This is a genomic window from Streptomyces sp. AA4, assembly GCF_000158875.1.
Classification (GTDB): domain Bacteria; phylum Actinomycetota; class Actinomycetes; order Mycobacteriales; family Pseudonocardiaceae; genus Amycolatopsis.
The window spans coordinates 3,292,447-3,315,270 of record NZ_GG657746.1 but is presented as its reverse complement, the minus strand read 5'-3'; the positions used below and the strand labels follow the sequence as shown (position 1 = coordinate 3,315,270).

The 22,824-nt window shown below is 69.1% G+C and carries 23 protein-coding genes; 9 read left to right on the top strand and 14 right to left on the bottom strand.

What is annotated here, in order from left to right; all coding sequences use genetic code 11:
* Positions 1–89: 89 nt before the first annotated feature.
* The 12 genes from SSMG_RS15520 to SSMG_RS46915 form a co-directional block, all read right to left on the bottom strand.
* Positions 90–938 carry an alpha/beta fold hydrolase gene (locus SSMG_RS15520; RefSeq protein ID WP_037713783.1) on the bottom strand — a complete coding sequence of 283 codons (849 nt, stop codon included), beginning with the start codon at positions 936–938 and terminating at the stop codon, positions 90–92.
* Positions 939–948: 10 nt separating this feature from the next.
* Entirely contained in the window at positions 949–1,608 is a 660-nt protein-coding gene (locus SSMG_RS15515) for an isochorismatase family protein (RefSeq protein ID WP_009077313.1), read from the bottom strand.
* Positions 1,595–2,245 carry an SRPBCC family protein gene (locus tag SSMG_RS15510; RefSeq protein ID WP_009077311.1) on the bottom strand — a complete coding sequence of 217 codons (651 nt, stop codon included), beginning with the start codon at positions 2,243–2,245 and terminating at the stop codon, positions 1,595–1,597. Before SSMG_RS15510 ends, SSMG_RS15515 begins: the two co-directional genes overlap by 14 nt.
* The gene (locus SSMG_RS15505) at positions 2,242–2,748 is read right to left on the bottom strand and encodes a (2Fe-2S)-binding protein (protein ID WP_009077309.1); all 507 of its coding nucleotides are present in this window, start codon (positions 2,746–2,748) and stop codon (positions 2,242–2,244) included. Before SSMG_RS15505 ends, SSMG_RS15510 begins: the two co-directional genes overlap by 4 nt.
* Entirely contained in the window at positions 2,745–5,138 is a 2,394-nt protein-coding gene (locus tag SSMG_RS15500; protein WP_009077308.1) for a xanthine dehydrogenase family protein molybdopterin-binding subunit, read from the bottom strand. The genes SSMG_RS15505 and SSMG_RS15500 overlap by 4 nt, the downstream gene beginning before the upstream one ends.
* The gene (locus tag SSMG_RS15495; protein ID WP_009077307.1) at positions 5,138–6,016 is read right to left on the bottom strand and encodes a xanthine dehydrogenase family protein subunit M; all 879 of its coding nucleotides are present in this window, start codon (positions 6,014–6,016) and stop codon (positions 5,138–5,140) included. The genes SSMG_RS15500 and SSMG_RS15495 overlap by 1 nt, the downstream gene beginning before the upstream one ends.
* Before the next feature lie 25 nt (positions 6,017–6,041).
* A complete protein-coding gene (locus SSMG_RS15490) occupies positions 6,042–7,436 on the bottom strand; it encodes an MFS transporter (RefSeq protein ID WP_037713780.1) in 1,395 nt (464 codons plus the stop codon).
* 41 nt (positions 7,437–7,477) lie between these two features.
* Positions 7,478–8,746, bottom strand: a complete 1,269-nt coding sequence (locus tag SSMG_RS15485) for an FAD-dependent monooxygenase (protein ID WP_009077304.1) — start codon at positions 8,744–8,746, stop codon at positions 7,478–7,480.
* 777 nt (positions 8,747–9,523) lie between these two features.
* Positions 9,524–10,036, bottom strand: a complete 513-nt coding sequence (locus SSMG_RS15480; protein ID WP_050788194.1) for a MarR family winged helix-turn-helix transcriptional regulator — start codon at positions 10,034–10,036, stop codon at positions 9,524–9,526.
* A gap of 439 nt (positions 10,037–10,475) precedes the next feature.
* The gene (locus SSMG_RS15475) at positions 10,476–11,879 is read right to left on the bottom strand and encodes a CoA transferase (RefSeq protein WP_234392830.1); all 1,404 of its coding nucleotides are present in this window, start codon (positions 11,877–11,879) and stop codon (positions 10,476–10,478) included.
* 2 nt (positions 11,880–11,881) lie between these two features.
* Positions 11,882–12,427 carry a zinc-binding dehydrogenase gene (locus SSMG_RS46920; protein ID WP_286157048.1) on the bottom strand — a complete coding sequence of 182 codons (546 nt, stop codon included), beginning with the start codon at positions 12,425–12,427 and terminating at the stop codon, positions 11,882–11,884.
* 36 nt (positions 12,428–12,463) lie between these two features.
* Complete coding sequence (locus tag SSMG_RS46915; RefSeq protein ID WP_286156958.1) at positions 12,464–12,880, bottom strand: hypothetical protein; 417 nt, start codon at positions 12,878–12,880, stop codon at positions 12,464–12,466.
* A gap of 90 nt (positions 12,881–12,970) precedes the next feature.
* Between SSMG_RS46915 and SSMG_RS15465 the strand changes: the two genes are divergently transcribed.
* The gene (locus tag SSMG_RS15465) at positions 12,971–13,825 is read left to right on the top strand and encodes a LysR family transcriptional regulator (RefSeq protein WP_009077297.1); all 855 of its coding nucleotides are present in this window, start codon (positions 12,971–12,973) and stop codon (positions 13,823–13,825) included.
* On the opposite strand, the gene SSMG_RS15460 is transcribed toward SSMG_RS15465, so the two are convergent.
* A complete protein-coding gene (locus tag SSMG_RS15460; RefSeq protein ID WP_009077296.1) occupies positions 13,810–14,151 on the bottom strand; it encodes a helix-turn-helix domain-containing protein in 342 nt (113 codons plus the stop codon). The two genes, SSMG_RS15465 and SSMG_RS15460, sit on opposite strands and share 16 nt — an antisense overlap.
* A 130-nt stretch (positions 14,152–14,281) precedes the next feature.
* Between SSMG_RS15460 and SSMG_RS15455 the strand changes: the two genes are divergently transcribed.
* The 5 genes from SSMG_RS15455 to SSMG_RS43435 all read left to right on the top strand — a co-directional run bounded on the left by SSMG_RS15455 (position 14,282) and on the right by SSMG_RS43435 (position 19,264).
* The gene (locus SSMG_RS15455; protein WP_009077295.1) at positions 14,282–15,001 is read left to right on the top strand and encodes an alpha/beta fold hydrolase; all 720 of its coding nucleotides are present in this window, start codon (positions 14,282–14,284) and stop codon (positions 14,999–15,001) included.
* Between the two features lie 89 nt (positions 15,002–15,090).
* Positions 15,091–16,512, top strand: coding sequence for an MFS transporter (locus SSMG_RS15450; protein ID WP_037713778.1), 1,422 nt, complete (start codon positions 15,091–15,093; stop codon positions 16,510–16,512).
* A gap of 276 nt (positions 16,513–16,788) precedes the next feature.
* Positions 16,789–17,085 (top strand): type VII secretion target, encoded by a 297-nt coding sequence (locus SSMG_RS45380; RefSeq protein WP_037713776.1) that lies wholly within the window; start codon positions 16,789–16,791, stop codon positions 17,083–17,085.
* Positions 17,086–17,303: 218 nt separating this feature from the next.
* Complete coding sequence (locus SSMG_RS15440) at positions 17,304–18,743, top strand: alpha/beta hydrolase (RefSeq protein WP_158688036.1); 1,440 nt, start codon at positions 17,304–17,306, stop codon at positions 18,741–18,743.
* Positions 18,740–19,264: a hypothetical protein gene (locus SSMG_RS43435; protein ID WP_009077288.1), complete on the top strand. Its 525-nt coding sequence runs from the start codon at positions 18,740–18,742 to the stop codon at positions 19,262–19,264. Before SSMG_RS15440 ends, SSMG_RS43435 begins: the two co-directional genes overlap by 4 nt.
* Before the next feature lie 61 nt (positions 19,265–19,325).
* On the opposite strand, the gene SSMG_RS15430 is transcribed toward SSMG_RS43435, so the two are convergent.
* On the bottom strand, positions 19,326–19,898 hold the full coding sequence (locus SSMG_RS15430; RefSeq protein WP_009077286.1) for a TetR family transcriptional regulator: 573 nt from the start codon (positions 19,896–19,898) through the stop codon (positions 19,326–19,328).
* A 90-nt stretch (positions 19,899–19,988) separates the two neighbouring features.
* Between SSMG_RS15430 and SSMG_RS15425 the strand changes: the two genes are divergently transcribed.
* From SSMG_RS15425 to SSMG_RS15415, 3 genes are read left to right on the top strand one after another with little or no spacing between them, the layout of a single operon-like run.
* Complete coding sequence (locus SSMG_RS15425) at positions 19,989–20,663, top strand: nitroreductase (protein WP_009077284.1); 675 nt, start codon at positions 19,989–19,991, stop codon at positions 20,661–20,663.
* A 40-nt stretch (positions 20,664–20,703) separates the two neighbouring features.
* Entirely contained in the window at positions 20,704–21,822 is a 1,119-nt protein-coding gene (locus tag SSMG_RS15420; protein WP_037713769.1) for a glutamate--cysteine ligase, read from the top strand.
* Positions 21,819–22,799 (top strand): iron-containing redox enzyme family protein, encoded by a 981-nt coding sequence (locus SSMG_RS15415; protein WP_009077281.1) that lies wholly within the window; start codon positions 21,819–21,821, stop codon positions 22,797–22,799. The genes SSMG_RS15420 and SSMG_RS15415 overlap by 4 nt, the downstream gene beginning before the upstream one ends.
* Positions 22,800–22,824 lie beyond the last annotated feature (25 nt).

Genomic DNA, 22,824 nt, shown 5'->3' with positions numbered 1-22,824 from the left:
ATTGTCCGAGTACGCAGAATCGGGGAAAGTCCGTGAGGGGAACCCTGAGGGAATCAGAGTCCCTGAGGGTTCCCCTCACGGACAGCGGGTCAGGTGCGAGCGGCGAGCAGGTCTTTCAGCGCCGAGCGCAGCGCCTGCAGAGCGCGCTGAGGTTCGTCCCAGAAGATCATGTGCCCGGCGTTTTCGATGCCGACCAGCTGATGCGCCGGGTTGACCTGCGCCAGCGCGGTGACGTCGTCCCGCGTCACCACCGGGCTGTCCTGGCCGAACAGCAACACGGCCGGGCCGGCCAGTTTTTCCCACAGCGGAAGGAATTCCTCGGACTCGAACCCCGCGTGCGTCGCGGCGATCGCGGTCCGGGAGCACGACGCGAGCCATCCGGCGCGCAGTTCCTGTTCCCGGCGCGGCCACCGGGGCCACGAAGCGGCGACCTCGTCCGCGTCGGTACCGCGCTGAGCTTGGTCGAGTTGAACGGCGAAAGTGTCCAAAGTGGTCGGATACGGTCGGTCCGCGTGGCTCATCGGCGGGTCCGCGAGGATCGTGCCCTGACCGGAATTCGCGGCCCTGGCGGCGATTCGCGCGCCCATCGAGTGGCCGAACAACAGCGGCTCGGACAGCTGGAGCTGGTCGATGACGGCGTCGACGTCCGCGGCGTAGGCGTCCAGGGCGTAGCTGGGTCCGTCGTCGGACAGGCCGCGGCCGCGGACGTCCAGCACCAGCGGGCGGACCAGGTCGGTCAGCTCGCGGGCGACGAAATCCATGGTGATCGCCGGGCTGGTGATCCCGGGCAGGACCACCAGCGGGACACCGTCGGCCGGGCCGTAGTCGAGGACGTGCAGCCGGACTGGGCCGGAGCGCACCCAGACGCTGGTCGCCGGGACGTCCGCCAGTTCGGCGAGCGCGGGCTGGGTCAGCACCCGGTCGGACACTGAAGACATGCGGGAACTCCTAGCGGGCCTTGGCGAGCAGCTCGACGCCCTCGCCCAGGCCGATCACATCGGCGTATTTGGCTTGCAGGTCAAAGAGAGCGGCGTCGTGCGGTCCGCGCGCGCGGTCGCCGCAGGCGTCCCGTACGACGAGCGTGTTGAAGCCGGACTGCACGGCGTCGACAGCGGTGGCTCGAACGCAACCCGAGGTCGTCGCGCCGCAGACCAGCACGGTGTCCGCACCAAGGCCGGCGAGCAGCGCGGCAAGGCTCGTTCCGTGGAACGCGGACGCGCCCTTCTTGACGATGAGGTGGTCGGTGTCGTGCCGTTCCAGCCGCGGATCGAGCGCGACTTCGGCGCTTCCCTCGCGCAGGCTGCGCATGCCAGGAGCCTTGCGCAGCCACGCGATCGCGTCGCCGTCCGCCTCGGCGGGCGGATAGCTGATCGCGGTGTAGACGACTGGAGCCCCGCTCTCGTGCGCGGCCCGGACCAGCACGTCGGCGGCTTCGACTTCGGCGGAAAGGTCTGCGCCCGAAGGGAATTCCGGTTCGGTGAAGCCGCGGGTCAGGTCGACCACGACCAGCACCGGTGCGGTTCCCCTCGGCACCGCGGCGCCGAACCCCGCGCGGGCGTAGGTCTGGTCGGTCTCGGCGCCGTGCAGTCCGTTCTCAGGCGCGTTCACGGAGCAGCTCCTTGATCAGCTTGTTCTGCGACCGGACCCGCCCGAGCAGCCAGCCCTGGAACAGCCCGAGCGCGCCCGCCGCGACGACCGGGAGATAGCGCTTCGCGTTGGGCGGGAGCAGCATCGACAGGCCGTCCAGCGAATCCGAAGCGGCCGCGGTTGGCGCGGTTTCGGCCGGTTCCGGCGCGCTGCCGCCGTTCTCCAGCAGCGCGCCGAGATTCTGCGCGAACTGCTGCAGGATCCGGTTCGACACCGTGCTGATCGCGCCCTTGCCGAACTGCGCGATCTTGCCCCGCACCACGAGATCGGTGCGCAGGTTCAGCGACGACCCCTTCGGACCGGGCACGAGGGTCAGCGTGACGTCCGCTTCGGCGTCGCCGTTGCCGTGGCTGTCCGCGCCCCGGGCCGACAGCCGCAGCCGGCGCTCGCCCTCGGCGATCTCGGTGAACCGGACCTTGCCCGCGTACGCGGCGCTGACCGGGCCGACCTTGAACTTGACCTTGCCGAGGTAGGACTCGCCGTCGCGGCCCTCCAGCACCGCGCCGGGCAGGCAGCCCGCGACCCGCTCGACGTCGTTGAGCAGCGCGAACACCGTGTCCGGATCGCCGGGGAGGTCAAGGGTGTTCTCGAGAATCATCGGACGGCGTCCTCTTTCCTGGCTGATTCGGCGGCCCGCTTCGCGGCGGTCGCCTCGATCGCGTCCACAATGGTCTGATAGCCGGTGCAGCGGCACAGGTTCGACGACACCGTCTCGCGGATCTCGTCGCGCGTCGGCGACGGCTCCTGGGCGAGGAACCCTTCGGCGAGCATCAGGAAACCGGGCGTGCAGAACCCGCACTGCAGGCCGTGATGCTCCGAAAACGCCTGCTGCAGGTCGTTCGGCTCCTCCGGGGTGCCGAGGTCCTCGACGGTCCGGATCGCGCAGCCTTCCGCCTGCACGGCGTACATCAGGCAGGCGCGCACCGGTTCGCCGTCGACCAGGATCGTGCACGCCCCGCACACGCCGTGCTCGCAGCCGACGTGCGTGCCGGTGAGGCCCACGTTGTGCCGCAGCACGTCGAGCAGCGTCCACCGCGGTTCGACGAGCAGTTCGTGCTCCTCGCCGTTGACGGTCAGGACGATCAGCTGTTTGTCGGTCATGCGCCGGTACCCGCTTTCTCCCGGTCGGCCGCGGCGAGCGCGGCGAGGACGGACTCGGGGTGGATCGGGGTCTGCTCCAGCTGGACCCCGGTGTGCCAGAGGAGGTCGTTGACCGCGTTGAGCACCGCGGCGGGCGCGCCGATCGTGCCGCCTTCCCCGGCCCCCTTCGCGCCGCTTTCGGTGAAGGCGCACGGGGTTTCGAGATGGTCGACGGTGATGTCAGGGATCTCCGCGGCGGTCGGGACGAGGTAGTCGATGAAGCTCGCCGCCGACGGTTCGCCGTTCTCCGCGTAGGTGACCTCCTCGAACAGCGCCCCGGCGATGCCCTGCGCGATGCCGCCGCGCGCCTGCCCGTCGACCACCTTCGGGTTGATCACCACGCCGCAGTCCTCGACGCAGGCGTAGCGGAGGATTTTCACCTGCCCGGTGCCCGGATCCGCCTCGACCACGACCGCGTGCGTGGCGTTCGAGAACGTGCCGTCGCCGGGGACGTCGAACGCCGCGGTGGCGGTGAGCGTCGGCTCGGCTTCCTTGGGCAGCAGGTGGCTGCGCAGGTACGCGACGTCGGCGATCTCCTCGAACGAAAGCCGCTGACTGGGGTCGTCGAGCTGGATGACCCCGCCGTCGCCGTCGAGGCCGACGTTCTCGACGCGGGTGTCCATCAGGTGCGCCGCGATCACGCAAAGCTGCTCGCCCAGCCGGGTCGCCGCCGTTGCCACCGCGGAGCCGCCGATGGTCACCGAACGGGACGCGAAAGTGCCCCAGCCGTACGAAATTCGCTCGGTGTCGCCCTGGCGCAGCTTGACCTTGGCGAGGTCGACGCCGAGCCGTTCCGCGACGATCTGCGCGAACGTCGTCTCGTGGGACTGCCCGTGGTTGATCGTGCCGCTCGTGACCACGACGGAACCGGTGAGATCCATCCGGATCTCGCTCACGTCGAAGCCCGGGACGACAGTCATTTTCCGCTTCGCGAACGCTTCCGAGCCGTAGCCGGTGCGCTCGGAGAAGCAGCTGTAACCGATGCCGATATACGGGTTCTTCTCGCGGAGGTCATACCAGCCCTCGTCGCGGAGGATCTTCTCGCCCAGCTCGAGCGATTCGAGGTAGCTGCCGGGGTCGTAGGTGACCTTGTTGATCCCGGTGTACGGGAACTCGGTGATCACGTTGCGGCGGCGGATCTCCACCGGGTCGAGGCCGAGCTTCCGCGCGGCCAGGTCCATGATCCGCTCCATCACCATGACGTACTGCGGACGGCTGACCCCGCGGTACGGCGCGGTCGGCGCCTTGTTGCTGGTGATCGCCCTGGCCCGCACGCGATAGGCCGGAACCCGGTACACCGACGGCATTTCCGCCGCCGCCATCAGCGGTTCGATGCCGACGGTGAACGGATAGCACGAGTACGCGCCCATGTCGCAGACGATGTCGGACTCGAGCGCGGTCAGCTCGCCCTCCGGAGTGAACGCGGCGCGGGTGCGGTACCGCTGCTCGCGCGCGAGGAACCCGGACGCGAGCGCTTCGCTGCGGTCCTCGATCCATTTCACCGGACGCCGCAACAGTTTCGCGGCAGCCGCGACCGCGATCTCCTCGCGTCCGACAACGCATTTCTGCCCGAAGCCGCCGCCCATGTCCGGGACCACCACGCGCACCGAGCGCTCCGGAATCCGCAGCGAACGCGCCAGCACGGTACGCACCTGGTGGGGCACCTGACTGCACGTCTGGACGAGAAGCTGCTCGTCGCGGTCGTCCCAGGACGCCACCGCGCCGCGGGTTTCCAGCGGCAACGCGTTCTGCCGCCCGCTGCGGGTGACCAGCTCGATCACGCACCCGTCCGCGAACGCTTCGTCCACGCCCGGGGTGTCGAACGCCGTGACGTCGAGCAGCACGTTGTTCGGCGCGTCCTCGTGCACCAGCGGCGCGTCCTCGGCGAGCGCGGTTTCCTCGGACACCACGGCGTCGAGGACCTCGTAACTCACCTGCGCGGCCTCGATCCCGTCCTCGACCGCGTACGGATCCTTCGCGACGACCAGCGCGACCGGTTCGCCGACGAACCGGACTTTGCCGCGCGCGAGGATCGGCATCGTGGTCGGGGTGAATTCCTCGGGCGGACGGTCCAGCAGCGCGACCATGTCGCCGAGTTGCAGGTCTTCCGCCGAGTACGCGGCCACGACGCCGTCCACCTCGCGGGCGGCGCCGAGGTCGAGTCCGGTGATCTTGCCGTGCGCGACGGTCGCGCGCACGAACCCGGCGTGCAGCATGCCGTGGAGGTGAATGTCGTCCACGAACCGCCCCCGGCCGGTGACCAGCCGCGGATCCTCGCGACGGCGCACGGACGCGCCGATCCACTTGCCGCCCCGTCCGTCGAACCGGGGTTCCCCGGGCTTGCCGGCCATCAGCGGTCTCCCCTCTGCCAAGCCTGGCCCAAACTCCGCGCCACCAACGTCCTCGTCAACGCCCGCCGATAGTCCGCGCTCCCCTGCGCGTCGCTCCGCGGATCGATCGCCTCCGCCGCCGCCCGGCCGCATTCGGCGAACAGCTCCGGCCCCGGCGCGCCGTCCGCCAGCACCGCCTCCGCTTCCGGGATCCGCAACGGCGCGGGCGCGACGCCGCCGAGCACCACCCGGCCGCCTTCCAGCGACCCGTCCGCGCGAGGTTCGAGCGAAACCGCCGCCGCTACCGTCGCGAAATCCCCGGCACGCCGGGAAAACTCGGTCAACGCGGATTTCGGCGCCGCCCGGGTGAATCGCACCTCGGTCACGACCTCGTCCGCCTCCACCGCGGTCGCGTAGAAGCCGTAGAACATCTCTCCGGCCGGGATTTCGCGACGGCCGTTCGGGCCTTCCGCGACGATCACCGCGTCCAGCAGCAGCGCGAGCATGCACCACTCCGCGGTGGCGTCGCCGTGCACGAGGCTGCCGCCGACCGTGCCGCGCGACCGGATCGGCAGGTGCCCGACGTACCGCATCGCCTCCGCCAGCACCGCGAAACCGGGTTCGAGCTGGGCTAATTCGACCTGGCGGTGGGTCGTCATCGCGCCGATGCGGAGCGTCGAGCCTTCCTGTGCGAGGTCGGTCATCCCCAGCAGGTCCCGCAGCCGCCCGAGGTCGACCAGGTCGCTCGGGCGGGCCAGCCGGAAGCTCATCATCGGCATCAGGCTCTGCCCGCCCGCGATCGCTTTCGGCTCCCGCCCTTGCCCGGCGAGGTCGGAAAGCAGGCCGACGGCGTCGGCGACATCGTGCGCCCGATGGTAGGCGAACGCGGCGGGCTTCATGCACTTTCCTTTCTGCTGCGGCGGATCAGACCGCGTCCAGTTCGGACTGGGGCGGCGCGGGCGCGGTCTCGTCGTCGATCCGGTCCAGCTCCCGGCCCCGGGTTTCCGGCGCGCAGAAGACCATGAACACCACGGCCCCGACGACGAGCAGGCCGAGCAGGGCGAACGTCAGCGGCAGCCCGAGCACCGGCCACAGCACGCTGCCGAACAGCAGCGGCGCGAACCCGGTGACCGCCCGGCTGGACGACGACGCCCAGCCGAAGCCCGACGCTCGCAGCTCCGTCGGGTACAGCTCGGACACGAAGGCGTACATCACCGGGATGACGACGAGCGAGAACAGCCCGAACGCGCCGATCGCCACCACCGCGGCCCCCGCCGACCCGAGCACCAGCGAGAAGATCACCAGCGTGACCGCAGCGAGCGGCCCGGCCGCGGCGATCACCCGCTTGCGGCCGATGCGGTCCACCAGCAGCACCGCCACCACGACGCCGACGATACCGAGCGCGTTCATCAAAGTGGTCGAAGCGAACGCGGCGATCTCGCCGAAGCCCTGCGCCTTGAGAATCGACGGCATCCAGCTCAGCGCCGCGTAGTACACCAGCATCACGGAGATGAACAGCGCCCAGGCGACCCCGGTGACCTTCGGGTGGTACGCCCACACCCGGCGCAGCTGGTCGACCGCCGCGAACACCCCGCCGCCGCGCTTGTCCTCCTGAACCGCGGGCGGAATCCGATACTGCTCCTTCGGTGCGCCCGTGCGCTCGACGAGATCGTCGATGACCAGCCGGGCTTCCGCCTCGCGTCCCTTGCGCACCAGGTACAACGGCGATTCCGGGACCCCGCGGCGGGCCCAGAACAACAGCACCGCGGGCAGGATCATCAGCACCAGCATCCACCGCCAGTTCCCGGATACCGGAACCAGCAGCGTCGCCGACGCCCCCGCGAGCGTCGTCCCGATCGGCCACCATCCGTCCATTGCGGACAGCACCCGGCCGCGCTGCTTGCGCGGCGAAAACTCGCTGACAATCGCGTAATCCACCGGAATACAGCCGCCCAGCCCGACTCCGGCCAGGAACCGCAGCAGCAGGAACACCTCGATATTCGGCGACAACGCCGCGAACACCGAGAAGAACGCGAACAACAGCAACGTGATGCTGAACGCCCGCTTCCGCCCGATCCGGTCCGCGACCGTCCCCCAGGCGACCGCCCCGACCGCCATGCCGATCAGGTTGGCGGTGGCGACGAACCCGCGTTGCGTGGCCGACAGCCCGAATTCCGTGCCCACCAGCGGGGTGAGGAATCCGTTCAGCGCCACGTCCCAGGCGTCGAACATGTAGCCGAGCCCGCCGATGAGGAAGATCTTGCCCTGGACGCGCCAGCGCCACGGCAAGTCCTGGACCACTTGGTCTCCGGTACGCATAGCCTTTGCTCCTTTGCGAAGTCTGCGTGGGCCGTATTGTGCTATCGGGCGAACTGGTAGTGAATGGATTCGTTGTCCGGGTCGTTGAGCGGAGTCCCGTTCCACAGCCAGTCGTAGGACACGTCGGACTCGCCGTCGAAGCTCCGCAGCTTTTCGTCGCGCTCGCGCTGCTCCGGACCGTCCGGCAGGTGGTAGAAACTCATGTTCCGCAGGGAGGCGTCCTGCACCATCCCCGCGTGCTTGGCCCGCCGGTGCACGTACCGCGTCAACGCGCTGTCGATCCCGTCGCGCGTCGCCTGCCCCAGCTCCTCCGCGAGAACCGCCCCGTCCTCCATGGCCTGCGACGCCCCTTGCGCCTGATACGGAAGCATCGCGTGACAAGCGTCCCCGAGCAACGCCACGCGCCCGTCGACCCACACCGGATCGCGCCGCCGCCGGTACATCGCCCAGACCGACACGTCGTCCTTGGCCTTCGACAGCATCATCGGCACGCGATCGTCCCAATCGGAATACTCCGCCGCGAGCTGCTCCGCGCTGGCGGGCGCACTCCAGTTCTTCTCGACTTCCTCCGTGCACGGCACAATCGCCACCACGTTGAGATACTCGCCGCCGCGGATCATGTAGTGCACGAGATGCTTGTCCGGCCCGTACCAAATCGTAGAATGATAACGATCGACCAGGAACCGAGTCGCCGGATCCGCCGCGATCGAATCCCCCGGAATCAACGCCCGGTACGCCATCTCGCCAGAAAACGCGAGCGTATCGTCGAACCCGGCGAGATCCCTTACCGCAGAACGAATCCCGTCCGCCCCGACGACGACGTCACCCTCGAACCGCCGCCCGTCCTCGGTGATCACCGCGGGCCGCTCCGGATTCCCGCGATCGAGATCAACGACCTTCGCCGCGGTAGCCACCTTCACCACCGGCCCGGCCCCGTCCGGATCAATACAGGCCCGCAGCAGGACGGAATGCAAATCCGCCCGATGATAATGCCAATACGGCGCCCCGTACTTGTCGACGACCCGCTGCCCCAGCGGCAATTGCGCGATAATACTGCCATCAGCCCACCGCCGCCGAACCTGATCCTGCGGCTCGCACCGCACCTTCTGCAACTCGGCCCGCAACCCCAACCCGATCAAGATCCGGCTGGCATTGGGCGCAGTCTGAATGCCGGCCCCAATCTCCCCCAACTGCGGCGCGGCTTCGACCACCGTGACCCGCAACCCGCGCTGCCGCAACGACAAGGCAGCACACAGCCCGCCCAGTCCGCCCCCCGCGACCACGACCTCGAAAGACTGACTCGCCGCCACCGCTGACCTCCTACCCGCTAGCCCCGCCATACGCTCCGTGCCGGTTAATCCGAACACGGATTATCCGAACACGCAATAGTCCGGCGAGAATTTCGCGCACAGCAGGTGGTTCGCATGCTCTGGGTACAGACCCGGTCACCGAACGATGCTCCCGCCGAAGCCTGCCGCACCCCAGACGACCGCGACCAGCTCAGGCAGAAGCGGCTTCACCCGAGCAGTTGCGCTCAACCCCGCGCCGCAGGTTGGCGTCGCACCCCATCCCGCTCACCACCGCGCGAACAGTCCGTGAAGGGCCTTGAGGGAATCTAATTCCCTCAAGGAGCCCTTCACGGACCTTGAGGCCCTCGGGGTTCCCCTCACGACCCCTCCCCGCGCCCGCCGGATCGACCCCAATGCCACATTGGGTGCGTCCCACGCACCGAACGCCACATTGGGTGCGCCACATGCACCGAACGCCACATTGGGTGCGCCACATGCACCCAATGCCACATTGGGTGCGTCACATGCACCCAATGCCACATTGGGGCGCTCCCCGCTCCGCCCAACGCAGCGGCCCCCGAGCCGCGCAACAAACCGCCGCCGCTGCACCCAGCCCCCGGGGGCACCCGCCCCTCCCCCAACCCCGATACAAAGCCGCCCCTGCGGTTCGGGGGTGCTTGTCAAGGCATCTTTCCCGCCTTGACAAGCACCCCCGAACCGTCAGCACAATGAAAAATCGGGGTGCCCCACGCAACCAAGGCGCAGCAATGTCGCCCCCCAGGGCGACGAGCCGCCGACTCAGATCTCCGCCCCCTCAGCAACCGCCTCCCACAACGCCCCCAGCTCATTCAGCCACCCGGCCACCTCAGCCCGCCGCTCCTCCGGACACCCCGCGAGCAACGCCTGATCCAACTTCCGAGTCCGCCGAGTAACCTCCCGAAACGCGGCCACCCCGTCCTCAGTCAACGTCAACACCTTGGCCCGAGCATCATGCGGCGCAGGCCCCCGAACAATCAGCCCGCGATTCTCCAACCGCCGACAGACATCAGCCATAGTCGACGTATCCAGCGCAACCGCCTTAGCCAACGCAGTCTGGTCAAACCCGGGATAAGCCCGCACCGCCGACAACACCGCGAACTGAGGCCCAGTCAGCACCGAGTCGACATGCCGATTCCAGGCCGCCAAATACGCCTGATACAACCGCCGAGCCCCATACCCCGGCGCGGCCGCGAGATCCGCCGGCGCCTCCAGACTGACCCGCCGCCCCGCCCGCGAGCCGCCCTTGGCTGACCCACCCACTGCTGTCGACATCCCTCGACCTTAACTACGCACCCGCGCCCCGGCAGCCGTCCAGCCCGCCGAAGCCTGTCCCCGCATTCCCTGCCCGCCCACGATAGTACGTCCCCGGACAAAGTTCGGCTCGGCCGCACAACTCAAGCCGGAACAGCCGTCTTCCCCTGATCCCGGCCGAACAGGGCAGCCCCGCCCATCAGGAACAACTCGAGACCACCCGCCGCTGCCGCCACGCAGTCGCCAACAGCCCACGATGCGCCACCGGATGATGAGCCAGCCCGCCGCCCGAAATGCCGGTATTCGCCCCGAAAATCCCGCACCTCCAGCGCGGCCCTGTCCGGGCCCCTTTCCTCTGTGCACACCTTCTCCAATCCCTTTCCGCAGAGGCAAAGCACGGGTGGAGTCGCGCAGCATCCGACCGGCTTGACCCCAAAATCGCGGCACCATGAGCCACCAGTCACCACTCCGGCCGCGAACTCCCCAGCTCAGGCGTAGTCCCCTCCCACCGCGGCGGGGTCTCGCTCATCCGGATCACCGGCCCCAGACTCTTCAGATCGCCATAAACCGTCCCCTCGTCCACCACCGCGTAGCGCTCGAATTCCTCCGGCGAAAGACGGCCCGGCGCATCCGCGTAATCCGTCACCAACCCTTGCCGCTGCAGCAGCATCGACGATTGGCACAGCGAAACCCGCACGTGATAAGACCCGCCCTCCCGAGCCCGCCGCGCCAAAGCCAGCATCGCGCCGTAACTCCCCAGAAAACCGGTGAGGAAATCGCACAAATACACCGGTGTCAACTGTGGACGCTCGCCGCCTTGAATCACACACGCCCCAGTCACGGCCTGCGCGACCTGGTCCCACCCAGCCCGCGTCCCAAACGGACCGCCGGAGCCAAAGCAGTTCACGCTCAGATAAACGATCCCCGGACGCAGCGCCGCGAGATCCTCCGGACCGAAACCGTGCGCCGACATCCGACCCGGGCGGTAGCCTTCGACGAACACATCGGCAGCGCTCGCCAAAGCACGCAACCGCGCGGCATCGTCCACTGTGGAGTAATCGAGATAGGCGCTTCGCTTGCCATGACTGGTATCCCGCACGAACGGCGCTACCTGCGGCAAATGCGGAGCAGTCACCATCAGCACGTTGGCACCGTGCTCGGCCAGACTCAGCGCAGCGGTGGGACCAGCCAGAATGCGGGTCAGATCCAAGACCCGGACGTCGGAAAGCGGCGAAGAACCACCCTCCGGCAACGGCGACGGCGCGCTGTCGGCGATCTTGGTGATCTCGACGACCGGACGCGAGGCCAGATAGGCCCCGTGCGGGTGAGCCAGCCATTCCTCCGGCGTCCGCACAACTCCCCCGCACGCACCAGCAGCGGCGATGGCGTCTTCGAGATCGTCAGCTTTCCACTTGGCAACCGCAGACGCGACCGAGGAAGGCGTCGCCTCGCAGCCAAGGACATCCAGAACGCGACGTTCCAGATGCGGCAGGTTGAAGTGCGGCAGAAACCACCGTCCATCCGCAGTCGGCCAAGGCTGGGTGAGCGCGACCATGCGCTCGACCGCAGGCGAGAGCGGCGCGGGCCGGAAGGAGCCGTCCGCAGCGCGGATGAGCGTCATGTCCTCACCGCCGAGTGCGGTGGCCGCGGCAGCCCGGACGTCGACAGCGATCTTCTGCCGACGTCCAGTGCGCAACTCCCACAGGTCGTTCGCGGCGACCGCACGGGCGGCAAGGGCGTCGGCGAGCGTCTCGCCGATCCGGAACGGTGAGGCGAAAAGCGGATCCGAACCGGTGATCGTGACCTCGTCGGCCGCGGGACGAGGAGCGTCGCGCAAGGTCATCAGTTCTTCGAAGGCGTCCATTGTCATTCCTTTCCGGCCGAAGCCACGTCGACCACGTTGCGGCCGGTACCGATGCCGGCCAGGAGCGAAGCGGCGGCGTCCTTGGCCTCCGCGAGGGGGACGACCCGGGTCACGGAGTCCAGGAGCGCCGGGTCAAGCAACTGGGCCAACCGCTGCCAGGCGGCTTCGCGGCGAAGCGGAGGCGTGCGGACCGAGTCGATCCCGAGCAGGGAGACGCCGCGCAGGATGAACGGCAGGACATTGCCGGGGTACTCGGCGCCCCCGGCGAGCCCGCAGGTCGTCGCGACGCCGGAGTGTTGCAGGCCAGCGAGCGCGCCGGCGAGGACGGGGCCGCCGACCGCGTCGACCACGCCTGCCCAGCGTTGTTTGCCTAGCGGCTTACCGGAAAAAGCCAGGTCAGTGCGGTCGATGACGTGAGCGGCGCCCAGCGCGGTGAGTTGCGAGGACAGCTCGGCGGGACGGCCAGTGGCGGCGACGACCTCGTACCGAGCCGCCGCGAGCAGCGTTACCGCGAGCGAGCCGACCCCGCCACCCGCGCCGGTGACCAGGATCGGGCCGGTTTTCCGGAGCCAACCCGTGGCGGTTCAGCGCGAGCAGACTGAGCGCCGCGGTGAATCCGGCGGTGCGATCGCGGCCCGCAACGGCCCGAGCTGCGCGGGGACGCGGACAAGGTCGTCGCCGTTGACCGCGGCGAGGCCAGCCAGCCCGCCGTGCAGATCTTCGCCGAGGCCCGCGCCGTTGAGCGTGACGACATCTCCCGCTCGCCAGCGCGGATGCCGGGACGCGAGCACCTCGCCGGTCAGGTCGATCCCGGCGACGAGCGGACGCCGCCGGACGACGCCGGGGCGGCCGTGCAGCGCGAGGGCGTCTTTGTAATTGATGCTGGAGTACCGCACGCGAACGGTGGTGTCGAGGTCGTCCAGCAGCGCCGGGTCGAGCCGGTCGAGCGTCGCGCCGGCGGCGTCGCGGACGAGCCAGCCGGGGAAGGTCTCCTGGTCCATGCTTCCAACGCTAGAAATCCGAGACCCGGCAGGGAAATGCCGGGCACAGCGACGCCATGCGCGACGGGCATAGCTGGGTAGGCTGCCGCCATGGAGGTCGAACTGCGGCATCTGCGCGCGTTCGTGACGGTCGCGACGTGCGGCACGTTCACGGCCGCGAGCCGCGAACTGCTGATCACCCAGCCCGCGCTCACGCGCACGATCCAGCAGCTCGAGGAGGCCGTCGGCACCCGCCTGCTGGAGCGCACGCCGCGCGGCGTCGCACCGACCGAGACCGGAGGCGAACTGCTCGGACGCCTGCGCGTCGTATTGCGCGACCTCGACACCGCACTCGCCGCGGCGGGCGGAAACGCCGGGCTGCGGATCGGATTCCAGTGGGCGCTGCCAGATCCGTGGGCGAGCGACGTGCTGACCGCCTTCGAAACCGCGACCGGCGCGACCGCCACCCTTCTTCGCCGCGACGACATTGTGGCTGCCCTGCATTCCGGCGACGTCGACTCGGCATTGGTGCGCGGGGAAATCGACGCTTCCGGGATCAGCGGAACATTGCTGTTCGAGGAAGACCGGCTGGCCGCCGTCGCCGCGAATTCGGAATTGGCGACGCGTGCGGAATTGGACTGGACGGAACTGGCCGAGCATCCGGTGGTCGTGAACACGGTCAGCGGCGCGACCAGCCCGCTCGACTGGCCGCCGGAAAACCGGCCCGCGCAGGTGATTCAGTGCGGCAGCTACGACGAATGGCTCACGATCATCGCGTCCGGCCGGGCGGTCGGGTCGACGACCACCTCGGCCGCGGAAGCCCATACGCACGCCCGCGTCGCGCATCTCCCGTTGCGGAACGCACCCCGCGTGGCGCTGCGCCTGCTGTGGCCGACGCGCCGGTCAAACGATCCGCTGCTGCGGCGGTTCAGCGAAGTGGCGCATTCCGTTCAGCGAGCGTCGTAGTCCGCGCGGGCCTTTTCGATTTTCGGCAAATGCTCGACGCTCCATTCCAGCAAGGGTGCCGTCGCTTCGCGAAGAGTCCGGCCCATGGCCGTCAGTTCGTAGGAAACGTGCGGCGGCATGACATTGTGGACAGTCCGCGTGAGAATTCCGTCGCGTTCCAGATCCCGCAGGGTCACGGTGAGCATGCGCTGACTGATGCCCTCGATCTCCCTTTTGAGTTCCGTGAACCGCCGCGGGCCGTCGCGCAGCATGCGGACGATCAGCAGCGCCCACTTGTCCCCCACGATCTCGAGGACCACACGGGTCCGGCACACCTCGTCGGCCATGGTTACCTCCGGAGAACCGGGGCACTAATTAGTGCCTTATTGCCCGCTCCCGCGCGGACGATCACGATGGTTCTCGAACAGTACCGGGTTACTTCTGGTAACCGCTAATCCGGGAACGAGGAACCTTAAGATGACAACGTTTGTGCTGGTCCACGGCGCGTGGCACAGCGGCCGGGCCTGGGACCGGGTGGTCCCGCTGCTGGAGGCGGCCGGGCACCGCGTGCTCGCGCCGTCGCTGACCGGCTACGGCGACAAGAAACACCTGCTCAGCCCCGAAGTCGGGCTCGACACGCATGCCCAGGACGTCGTGGCCCTGCTCCGCCGCGAGGAAGACGTGGTGCTGGTCGGCCACAGCTATGCCGGGCTGGTCATTTCGTCGGCCGCGAACGAGGTGCCGGACCGGGTCGCCGAGCTGGTCTATCTCGACGCGATGGTGCCCGAGGACGGCGAGACCGCGGTCGACGTCCAGCCGGTCAGCCAAAGCCTGATCGACCTGGCCCGGGAGCACGGCGACGGCTGGCGCGTCCCGCCGCTGCCCGAGCGGCCCGCGCCGTTCGGACTGTTCGGCGTCACCGACCCCGACGACGTCGCCTGGCTGCGCGAAATGCTCTCCGACCAGCCGGTCCGCTGCCTGCAGCAACCGGTCCGGCTCGACAATCCGGCCGCGCGGGCGATCCCGCGCACGCACATCCACTGCGTCGGCGCGACCCCGGAGGGCATCGTCCGCCGTCCGGTCCCGGCGATCCAGCCGAACGGGACGCCGGCGCAGGTGTGGGAGCTGCCGACCGGACACGACTGCATGATCACGATGCCGGCCGAGCTGAGCGAACTGCTGCTGAAACTGGCCTAGCCACGCATGTGCCCACCAGGCAAATTTGCCTAGTGGGCACTTTCATGGCTACCTTGGGAGCATCGCACCCGGGGGAAGGACGTCCAGTCATGCCGAAAACCGCCGCGCCGGAAGAAACCAGCCCGTTCCCCCGGCGCGTCAAGATCGGCATCGCCGGGGCGCTGTCCGGCATGGCGCTGGGCATGCTGGACAGCTACATCGTCGCCACCGCGCTGCCCAGCATCGCCGCGGATCTCGGCGGCCCGGGGTCGATGACCTGGATCATCACCGCCTACGCGCTGGCGATCGCGGCGTCCACCCAGGTGTGGGGCAAGCTCAGCGACCAGTTCGACCGCAAGGCGATGTTCCTGCTGTCGGTGACGCTGTTTCTGGCCGGGTCCGTGCTGTGCGGGGTGGCCCCGACCATGGGCGCGCTGATCGGTTTCCGCGCGCTGCAAGGCATCGGGGCCGGCGGGCTGCTCGTCGGCACGATGGCGATGGTCCAGGTTCTGGTGCCCGCCAAGGAATCCACGCGGATCTCGAGCTGGACCGGCCTGCTGCTGGGCGGCTCCCTCGTCGGCGGCCCGCTGGCCGGCGGCTTCCTCGCCGACACGCTCGGCTGGCGCTGGATCTTCTACGTCAACGTCCCGTTCGGAGCGCTCTGTCTCATCGGGACAGTCGTCGGCGTCCAGCTGCCCGCGAAGAACGGAAAGGCGAGAATCGATTACGGCGGAACGGTTTTGCTCGTCGCCGCAGTCACCTGCCTGACCCTGGCGACCAGCTGGGCGGGCACCCGCTACGCCTGGAACTCGCCGACAATCCTCGGCCTGTGCGCGGTCGCGGTCGCCGCGCTGACCGCGTTCGTCTTCGTGGAACGCCGTTGCCCCGAACCGCTCGTCCCGTTCCGGATGTTCCGCACCCGCAATTTCGCGCTCGCCCAGGTGCTCGGCTTCGCCTTCAACGTCACCATGGTCGCGACAGTCACCTTCACCTTCCTCCCGCTGTACTTCCAGAACGCGCGGGACGTGCCGCCGTCGCTCAGCGGCTTGCTGCTGCTTCCGATGACGGCCGGGATGGTCGTGGTGATGAACGGAAGCTCGAAATACCTCCGCCGCACCGGCCGTTTCCGGATCCTGCCGATCCTCGGCAGCGCCTGCGTCACCGCCGGCATGGCCGGGGTCTGCGTCCTCGGCCCGGACACCGACCCGCTGCTCGCCTCGCTGGTCGGCCTGCCGCTCGGGGCCGGGCTCGGCTGCCTGATCCAGAACACGATCCTGATCACCCGGCTGAGCGTCGAACCCCGCGACCTCGGCGCGGCGCTCGGCCTGGGCTCGCTGACCCGGACCCTGGGCAGCGGCATCGGCGCGGCCCTGTTCGGCTCGCTGTACGTCGGCGCACTCGCCGCGGGCCCCACCCCGGCAGCGGTGACCGACGGCCTGCACGCGGTCGCCGCGGCGACGCTCATCGTCGCGCTGCTTTCCCTGGCGGCCGCGTACTGCGTCCGCGAGGTCCCGCTCCTCGACCCGCACTGACCTGCGGATTCCAGCGGTATTCCAGATCCGTTCCATACCGTCCCGGCAGCGTCCTCCACGGTGCGTCGAGTCCGCCGGGAGGGTGGGACCGATTGCCAAAGGGGGACGAACCGGCCGGGCCAGACCCTCCCGGCCGGTTCGGGCAAGGGCGGTCGCAACCCCAGGCTCCGCCCTTGCCCGCTCTTCGCCTCCGGTGCCGGTGCTTCCGGACGCAGCGGCGCTCTCCTGCTGGACTGTCCCGGCTGTCTGGGCAGCTTCGGCGGGCGTTTCACGACGGTGCCGGACGCCCTGCGCGCGGCGCGCAGCGCCGCTGCCGAAAAAGCAGGCAGTCTGCGCGGCACGAACTACGCGGAACCGGTAGGCCGGGTGGCAGGCGCGCTGCCCGGCGGGGGCGCAGCGCCAGCCGCCGCGCACTGCCAGGACGCCTTGTCCACCACGTTCACCGAATGGTGCGCCGAAGCCCAGCGTCTCGCCGATAACCTCGGCGTGGCAGCCGACCGGTATCAACAGGGCGACCACACGGCCGCCGGGGTGTTCCCGCCTGCCGCGCCGACGATGCACGGACCGCGCTGATGGTCTCAGTGGCCGACGTCCGCACATGGAATCCCGGCACTCTCGACGAAATCTGCGCACTCTTGCGGGCGCGAACACAGGCAATCGTCAGCGACGGGGACGACTACGGCAAAGTCCTGCCGGTCGAGGGCTGGACCGGGCCCGCCGCCGACAGCGCGGCCGGACAGCACCGCGCGTTGATGCGGCAACTCGACACGATCGCCGCCGGAGCCGCCGCATTGGGCAAGGCGATCGGACAAGCGTCCGACGCCATCATGGGAGTCCAGAGCGCGCTGAAAAATGCTGATGAGCTAGCCAGAAAGTACGGGTTCGCGATCACCGCAGACGGTGCGATCGTCTGCATCTACGCAGGCCAGCCGCCGCCGGAGCTGCATCCGCAAGACCGCGCACGAGCACAGACGCAGTTGACCGACGAGGTCGCGCAGATCTTGCGCACCGCCAACGACATCGATGCCGACCTCGCGTCAGTGCTCGACCGCGCAGCAGCGGGTCAGTTCGGCACCGGGGACGAATCCACCGTCGCCGCCGCTGCCGCAGACGGGGCGAAGAACCCCGGTCTGACGCTGCCCGAACCCCCGCCGAACGCGACCCCGGCGCAAAACGCCGCCTGGTGGGCCACCCTCTCCGCAGCGGAGCGGAACAGTCTCTTCCGCGACCGACCTGGGACGATCGGGGCGATGAACGGTCTGCCCGCCGTCGACCGCGACCGGGCGAACCGGATTGTCCTCGACCGCGATTACCAGGACTTGCAGCACCAGCGCGACGACCTCCGCCGCCGGCTGAACGGAATGAAACGCAGCGATCCGCAACAGCAGGAAGAATACCTCTCCCTGGAGCGGCAACTAGACGCGCTGAACGGCAAGATCACCGGCATGGACCAGATCAGGAACCGGCTCGACCATGCCTTGCCCGGCCAGCCGCCCGCTTTCCTGCTGGGTGTCGACCCGGCGAACTCCGGACACGCCATCGTGGCCATCGGCGACCCCGACCACGCCGTCAACGTCGCCACCTACGTCCCCGGCACCACCGCCGGCGTCAACGACGGGATGGCTACCGACATCTACCGATCAGACGCGATGATGCACATGGCGACACAAATGGGGTCCCCTTCCACTTCCGTGATCACCTGGGCGGGATACGACGCGCCGCAAACCCTGGCGGACGCGGCGAGCACCGGATACGCCGACGAAGCCGAACCTTCGCTCCGCAGCTTTCAAGACGGACTCGGGGCCGCGCACCACGGCCCGATGAACACCACCGTCGTCGGGCACAGCTACGGCACCACCGTCGTCGGCCAAACCGCCCGCGACCTCGGGTTGCCCGCCGACAGACTCGTCATGGTCGCCAGCCCCGGCGTCGGCGTCGATCACGCCGACCAGCTGCATCTCGACGGCACCCCGCAAGACCAAGTCGGCCAGCACGTCTACTCCACCAAAGCCTTGACCGACCCCATTCCCGTCTTCACCAACTTCGACGGCCCCGACATCGGACTCGACAACGTCGATCCCCTCGGACCCGACCCCACCACCGACTGGTTCGGCGGAAGAACCTTCCATTCCGACGCAGGAAACCCCGCCACCTCCCACAGTGACTACTGGAACAGGGACTCTTCCTCGCTCAAGTCACTCGGCAAGATCATCGCAGGAAGCAATCCATGACACTTAAGATCGCCCGCAACGTTCGACAGCGGACTCTGCTTGCTGCATTTATGCTATCGCTGCTCACTTTGATTTCCTGCGGAGGAGGCGCGGCTATGCAACCCACTTTGTCAGCCGAGCAGGCCCATGAAAAAGTGCAGGCTCTGGTAAATTCTGCCGCAGCCGCCTCTTTTCCGGCAGGATACAAGCTGACAGAGCTTCCGCTTCAGCCTGAGCCTTGCACAGACGATTCCGACCAGGAAACCGGCCAGGTGATCGTCGGTGTCACCTACTGGATCGACGGACCGGACCGCGCTCGCAACAACGAGTACTACGAAAAGCTCAAAAAATGGTGGCAGGACAACCGCTGGACGATCGAGAACGACACCTGGACGGGCGAGCATTTCGCCAACGCTCGCAGCAGCGACGGCTACCTCATGAGCCTGACCGGCACGGTCACCGGACCCGTCGTGGGCCGTTTGACCGTCGGGGCCAGTTCGCCGTGCATCTGGCCGCACGGAACGCCGGAACCCCGTTCCTGACCGGCCTGTCGTTCATCCCGGCCGATGGGCCGCTTCGGTCCACTGTGGACAATCCACCGAATCAGCCGAGGGCATGCTCCAGAAGCACCTCCGCCGCCGCCCGGGCGTGGCGGCCGTACTTGGGGTCTCCGAGGACCATCGCGCGGCTCGCGGCTCCGTCGGCCAGCGTCACCAGCTGCTCGGCGAGCCCCTCCGGATCGGCGGCGCCCAGCTCCGCGACCAGGTCGGTCACCAGCCGGAGCATCAGGAGTTTCTGCTCCCGCGCATAGACGTGCACCGCGCTGTCCGGGTCGGGGTACTCGGCCGCCGCGTCCACGAACAGGCAGCCGCGCACCGGTTCGGCGTCCGGCAGGTCGAACATCGCCAGCAGTCGTTGCCGCGGCGGGAGATCCGCGCGGGTCAGGACGTCGTGCAGGGTGTCGCCGGAGCGGACGAGGTCCCGCAGATAGGCGACGACCAGCTCGTCCTTGTCCGGGAAGTGCAGGTACAGCGTCCGTTTCGACACCGGGGCCGCGGCCGCGACCTGTTCCATCGTCGTGCCGGTGATGCCGTGGCGGGCGAACAGGTCCGCGGCGGCCGCCAGCACGCGCTCGCGTCCCCCGCGACCCGCCCGGCGGGCCTTTTCCTCGACCATGCGGCCAAGTGTACAGAAACGTTTACTTAAGCCGCCGGAGCCTGCTACCGTGCCGAGGTACACGATCACGTTTACCTAAGGAGTGCCTCGATGCCCGAACTCGCCGACGCCGCCGCGACCCTGATCCGCGGGCGGCGCGCGACCCGGTCGTTCCGGCCCGACCCCGTTCCGGACGACACCCTGCGCGAGATCTTCGACCTCGCTGCCGCGGCGCCGTCGAATTCCAACGCGCAGCCGTGGCAGGTCGAGGTGGTCAGCGGGGCCAAGCGGGACGAACTCGCCGACGCGCTGGTCGCCGCGCACCAGGAAGGCCGCCGCTCGGTCGATTTCCCGTACAGCGAAGCCATTTACGAAGCGGTGCACCAGGAGCGCCGGGCCGCGGCGGGCGGTGCGTTGTACGGCGCGCTGCAGATCGGTTTCGACGACCACGAAGCACGCGCGGCCTACGACGCCGAGAGCCTGCGGTTTTACGGCGCCCCGCACGTCGCGCTGCTGTTCGCGCCGGACACCGCCGAAGCCCGGCTCGCCGCGGACGTGGGGATGTACGGCCAGACCTTGCTGCTCGCCATGCAGGCGCACGGAGTTTCCAGCTGCCCGCAAGGATTGCTGAGCTTCTACGCGGACACCGTCCGGGAGACCCTCGGCCTCGACGGCGGCAAACTGCTGTTCGGGATCTCCTTCGGGTACGCCGACCACACCGCGCCGGTCAACCGGTTCGCCGTCGGACGCGCGCCCCTCGACGAGACCACCCGGTTCCACGCCTGAATTCGCCGACGCGTGGGTATCCCGGTCCGGGGAGGTGCCGATGGACGTACCGACACTCGGCGTCGAAGAAGAATTCCTGCTCGCCGCACCGGAAGACGGCCGTCCGATGCCCGTCGCGGACGAAGTCCTCGGCAAGGTCGGGCGGCTCGCGGACGGCGCGGCCGTGCACCGGGAACTTCGCGCGACCCAGGTGGAACACGCCACCGGCGTCTGCACGACCGCGGCACAGCTTCGCGCCCAGCTGTGCCGCGGCCGGCTGGCGTTGTCGCGCGCGGCGACCGACGCCGGCTGCGTGCTGCTGGCCACCGGAAGCCCGGTCGGCGCGCTCCGCTCCCCCGCCGAGCCGCTGCCGCCCGACCGATACGCGCGGATCGACGCGCACTACGGCGACCTGGCCGCCGATTACGAGGCCTGCGGATGCCACGTGCACGTCGGCGTCCCGGACGCGGACACCGCGGTAGCCGTCGTCAATCACCTCGCGCGCTGGCTCCCGGTGTTGCTCGCGCTGTCGGCCAACTCCCCCTTCGACCGCGGCCGGGACACCGGGCTGCACAGCTGGAGAATGGCGCTGCAGAGCCGTTTCCCCGGCTCTGGAATCGCCCCGCACGCGAGGTCGCACGCGGAGCACGTGCGGCTCGTCGACTCGCTGGTCGAGTGCGGGGCGCTGGTGGATCGCGAGCAGACGTTCTGGCTCGCGTGGCCTTCCCCGCGGTATCCGACCGTGGAACTGCGGGTCGCCGACGTGCCGCTCACCGTCGAGGGCACGCTCCTGCAGGCAGTCCTGTCGCGCGCGCTCGTCGCCACCGCCCTCGCGGACCTGGACCGGGGCGTCGAAGCGCCTCCGCTCGACCCGCAGATCTGCTCGGCAGCGGTATGGGCGGCGACCCGGCACGGCCTCACCGGCACCCTCGTCGACCCGCTTCGCGCGAGACCGCTGCCCGCCGTCCGGGCGGTCGCCGATCTGCTCCGCCACGCCGAAACGGCCCTTCAAGCAGCCGGGGACTACGACCCCGCCCACCGGCTCGTCCGAACCGCGCTGCGGGACGGCACCGGCTCGGCCGCGCAACGGAAAGCCGGGCCGGACGGAGTGGTCGCGATGCTCGCGTCACACACCGTCCCGCGCGTGACCTCGCCCCAGGCGGGTACCCGGAGAGAATGACGACCTCCCTGATCGCACTGCCGACCGCTCGCGGCCCGGTCTCCGCGGCGTTGCTGGACCTCCTGCGCGAACCAGGCCAGCAAACCGCGGTCGACCTCCGCGACGCCGACCCGTTCGGCGACGACCTCCACCTCGCCCTGCATCTCTGCTACGAACTGCATTACCGCGGGCTGCCCGGCGTCGACGCGGAGCGCGAGTGGGACACCGCGCTGCTGAGAGTCCGGGCAGAGCTGGAGAACGCGTTCCGCTCCGGCCTGCGCGACGCGGTTCCCGGCGGTTCCGATGTGGACGGCGAGCTCGACGAGCTGCTGACCGAACGCGAAGCTGACGGAGCTATCGGTTTCCTGCTCGCCGAGGGCGAATGGGGGCACCTGCGGGAACTGTTCGCACACCGCTCGATCTACCACCTCAAGGAAGCCGATCCGCACGCGTGGGTCATCCCGCGGCTGTCCGGGGCGGCCAAGGCCGGGCTGGTCGCGGTGGAATTCGACGAGTTCGGCGGCGGGCACGCCGACCGGGTGCACGCCAAGCTGTTCGCGGACCTGCTCGCGGCGGCCGGCCTGCCCGACGGGTACCTGGCGCTGCTGGAGCACGTTCCCGGGCCGATGCTCGCGCTGGTCAACATGATGTCGATGTTCGGCCTGCACCGGGCCTCGCGCGGAGCGCTGGTCGGGCACTTCGCCGCGGCGGAGATCACCACCGCCCCGAGCGCGCAGCGGATGGACCGGATCCTGCGCCGCCTCGACGCGCCCGAGGCCTGCCGCTTCTTCTACACCGAACACATCGAGGCCGACGCGGTGCACGAACAGGTCATGCGGCACGAGGTCGTCGGCGGTCTGCTCGCGGAAGAACCGGAGCTGGCCGCGGACGTCGTGTTCGGCATCCAGGCCACCAACTTCCTCGAAGCACAACTCGACCAGCATCTGCTCGGCTGCTGGCAAGCCGGACTGTCCTCGCTGCGCCAGCCACTGCCCTGACCAGCGCGAAACGGCCTGGTCGCGA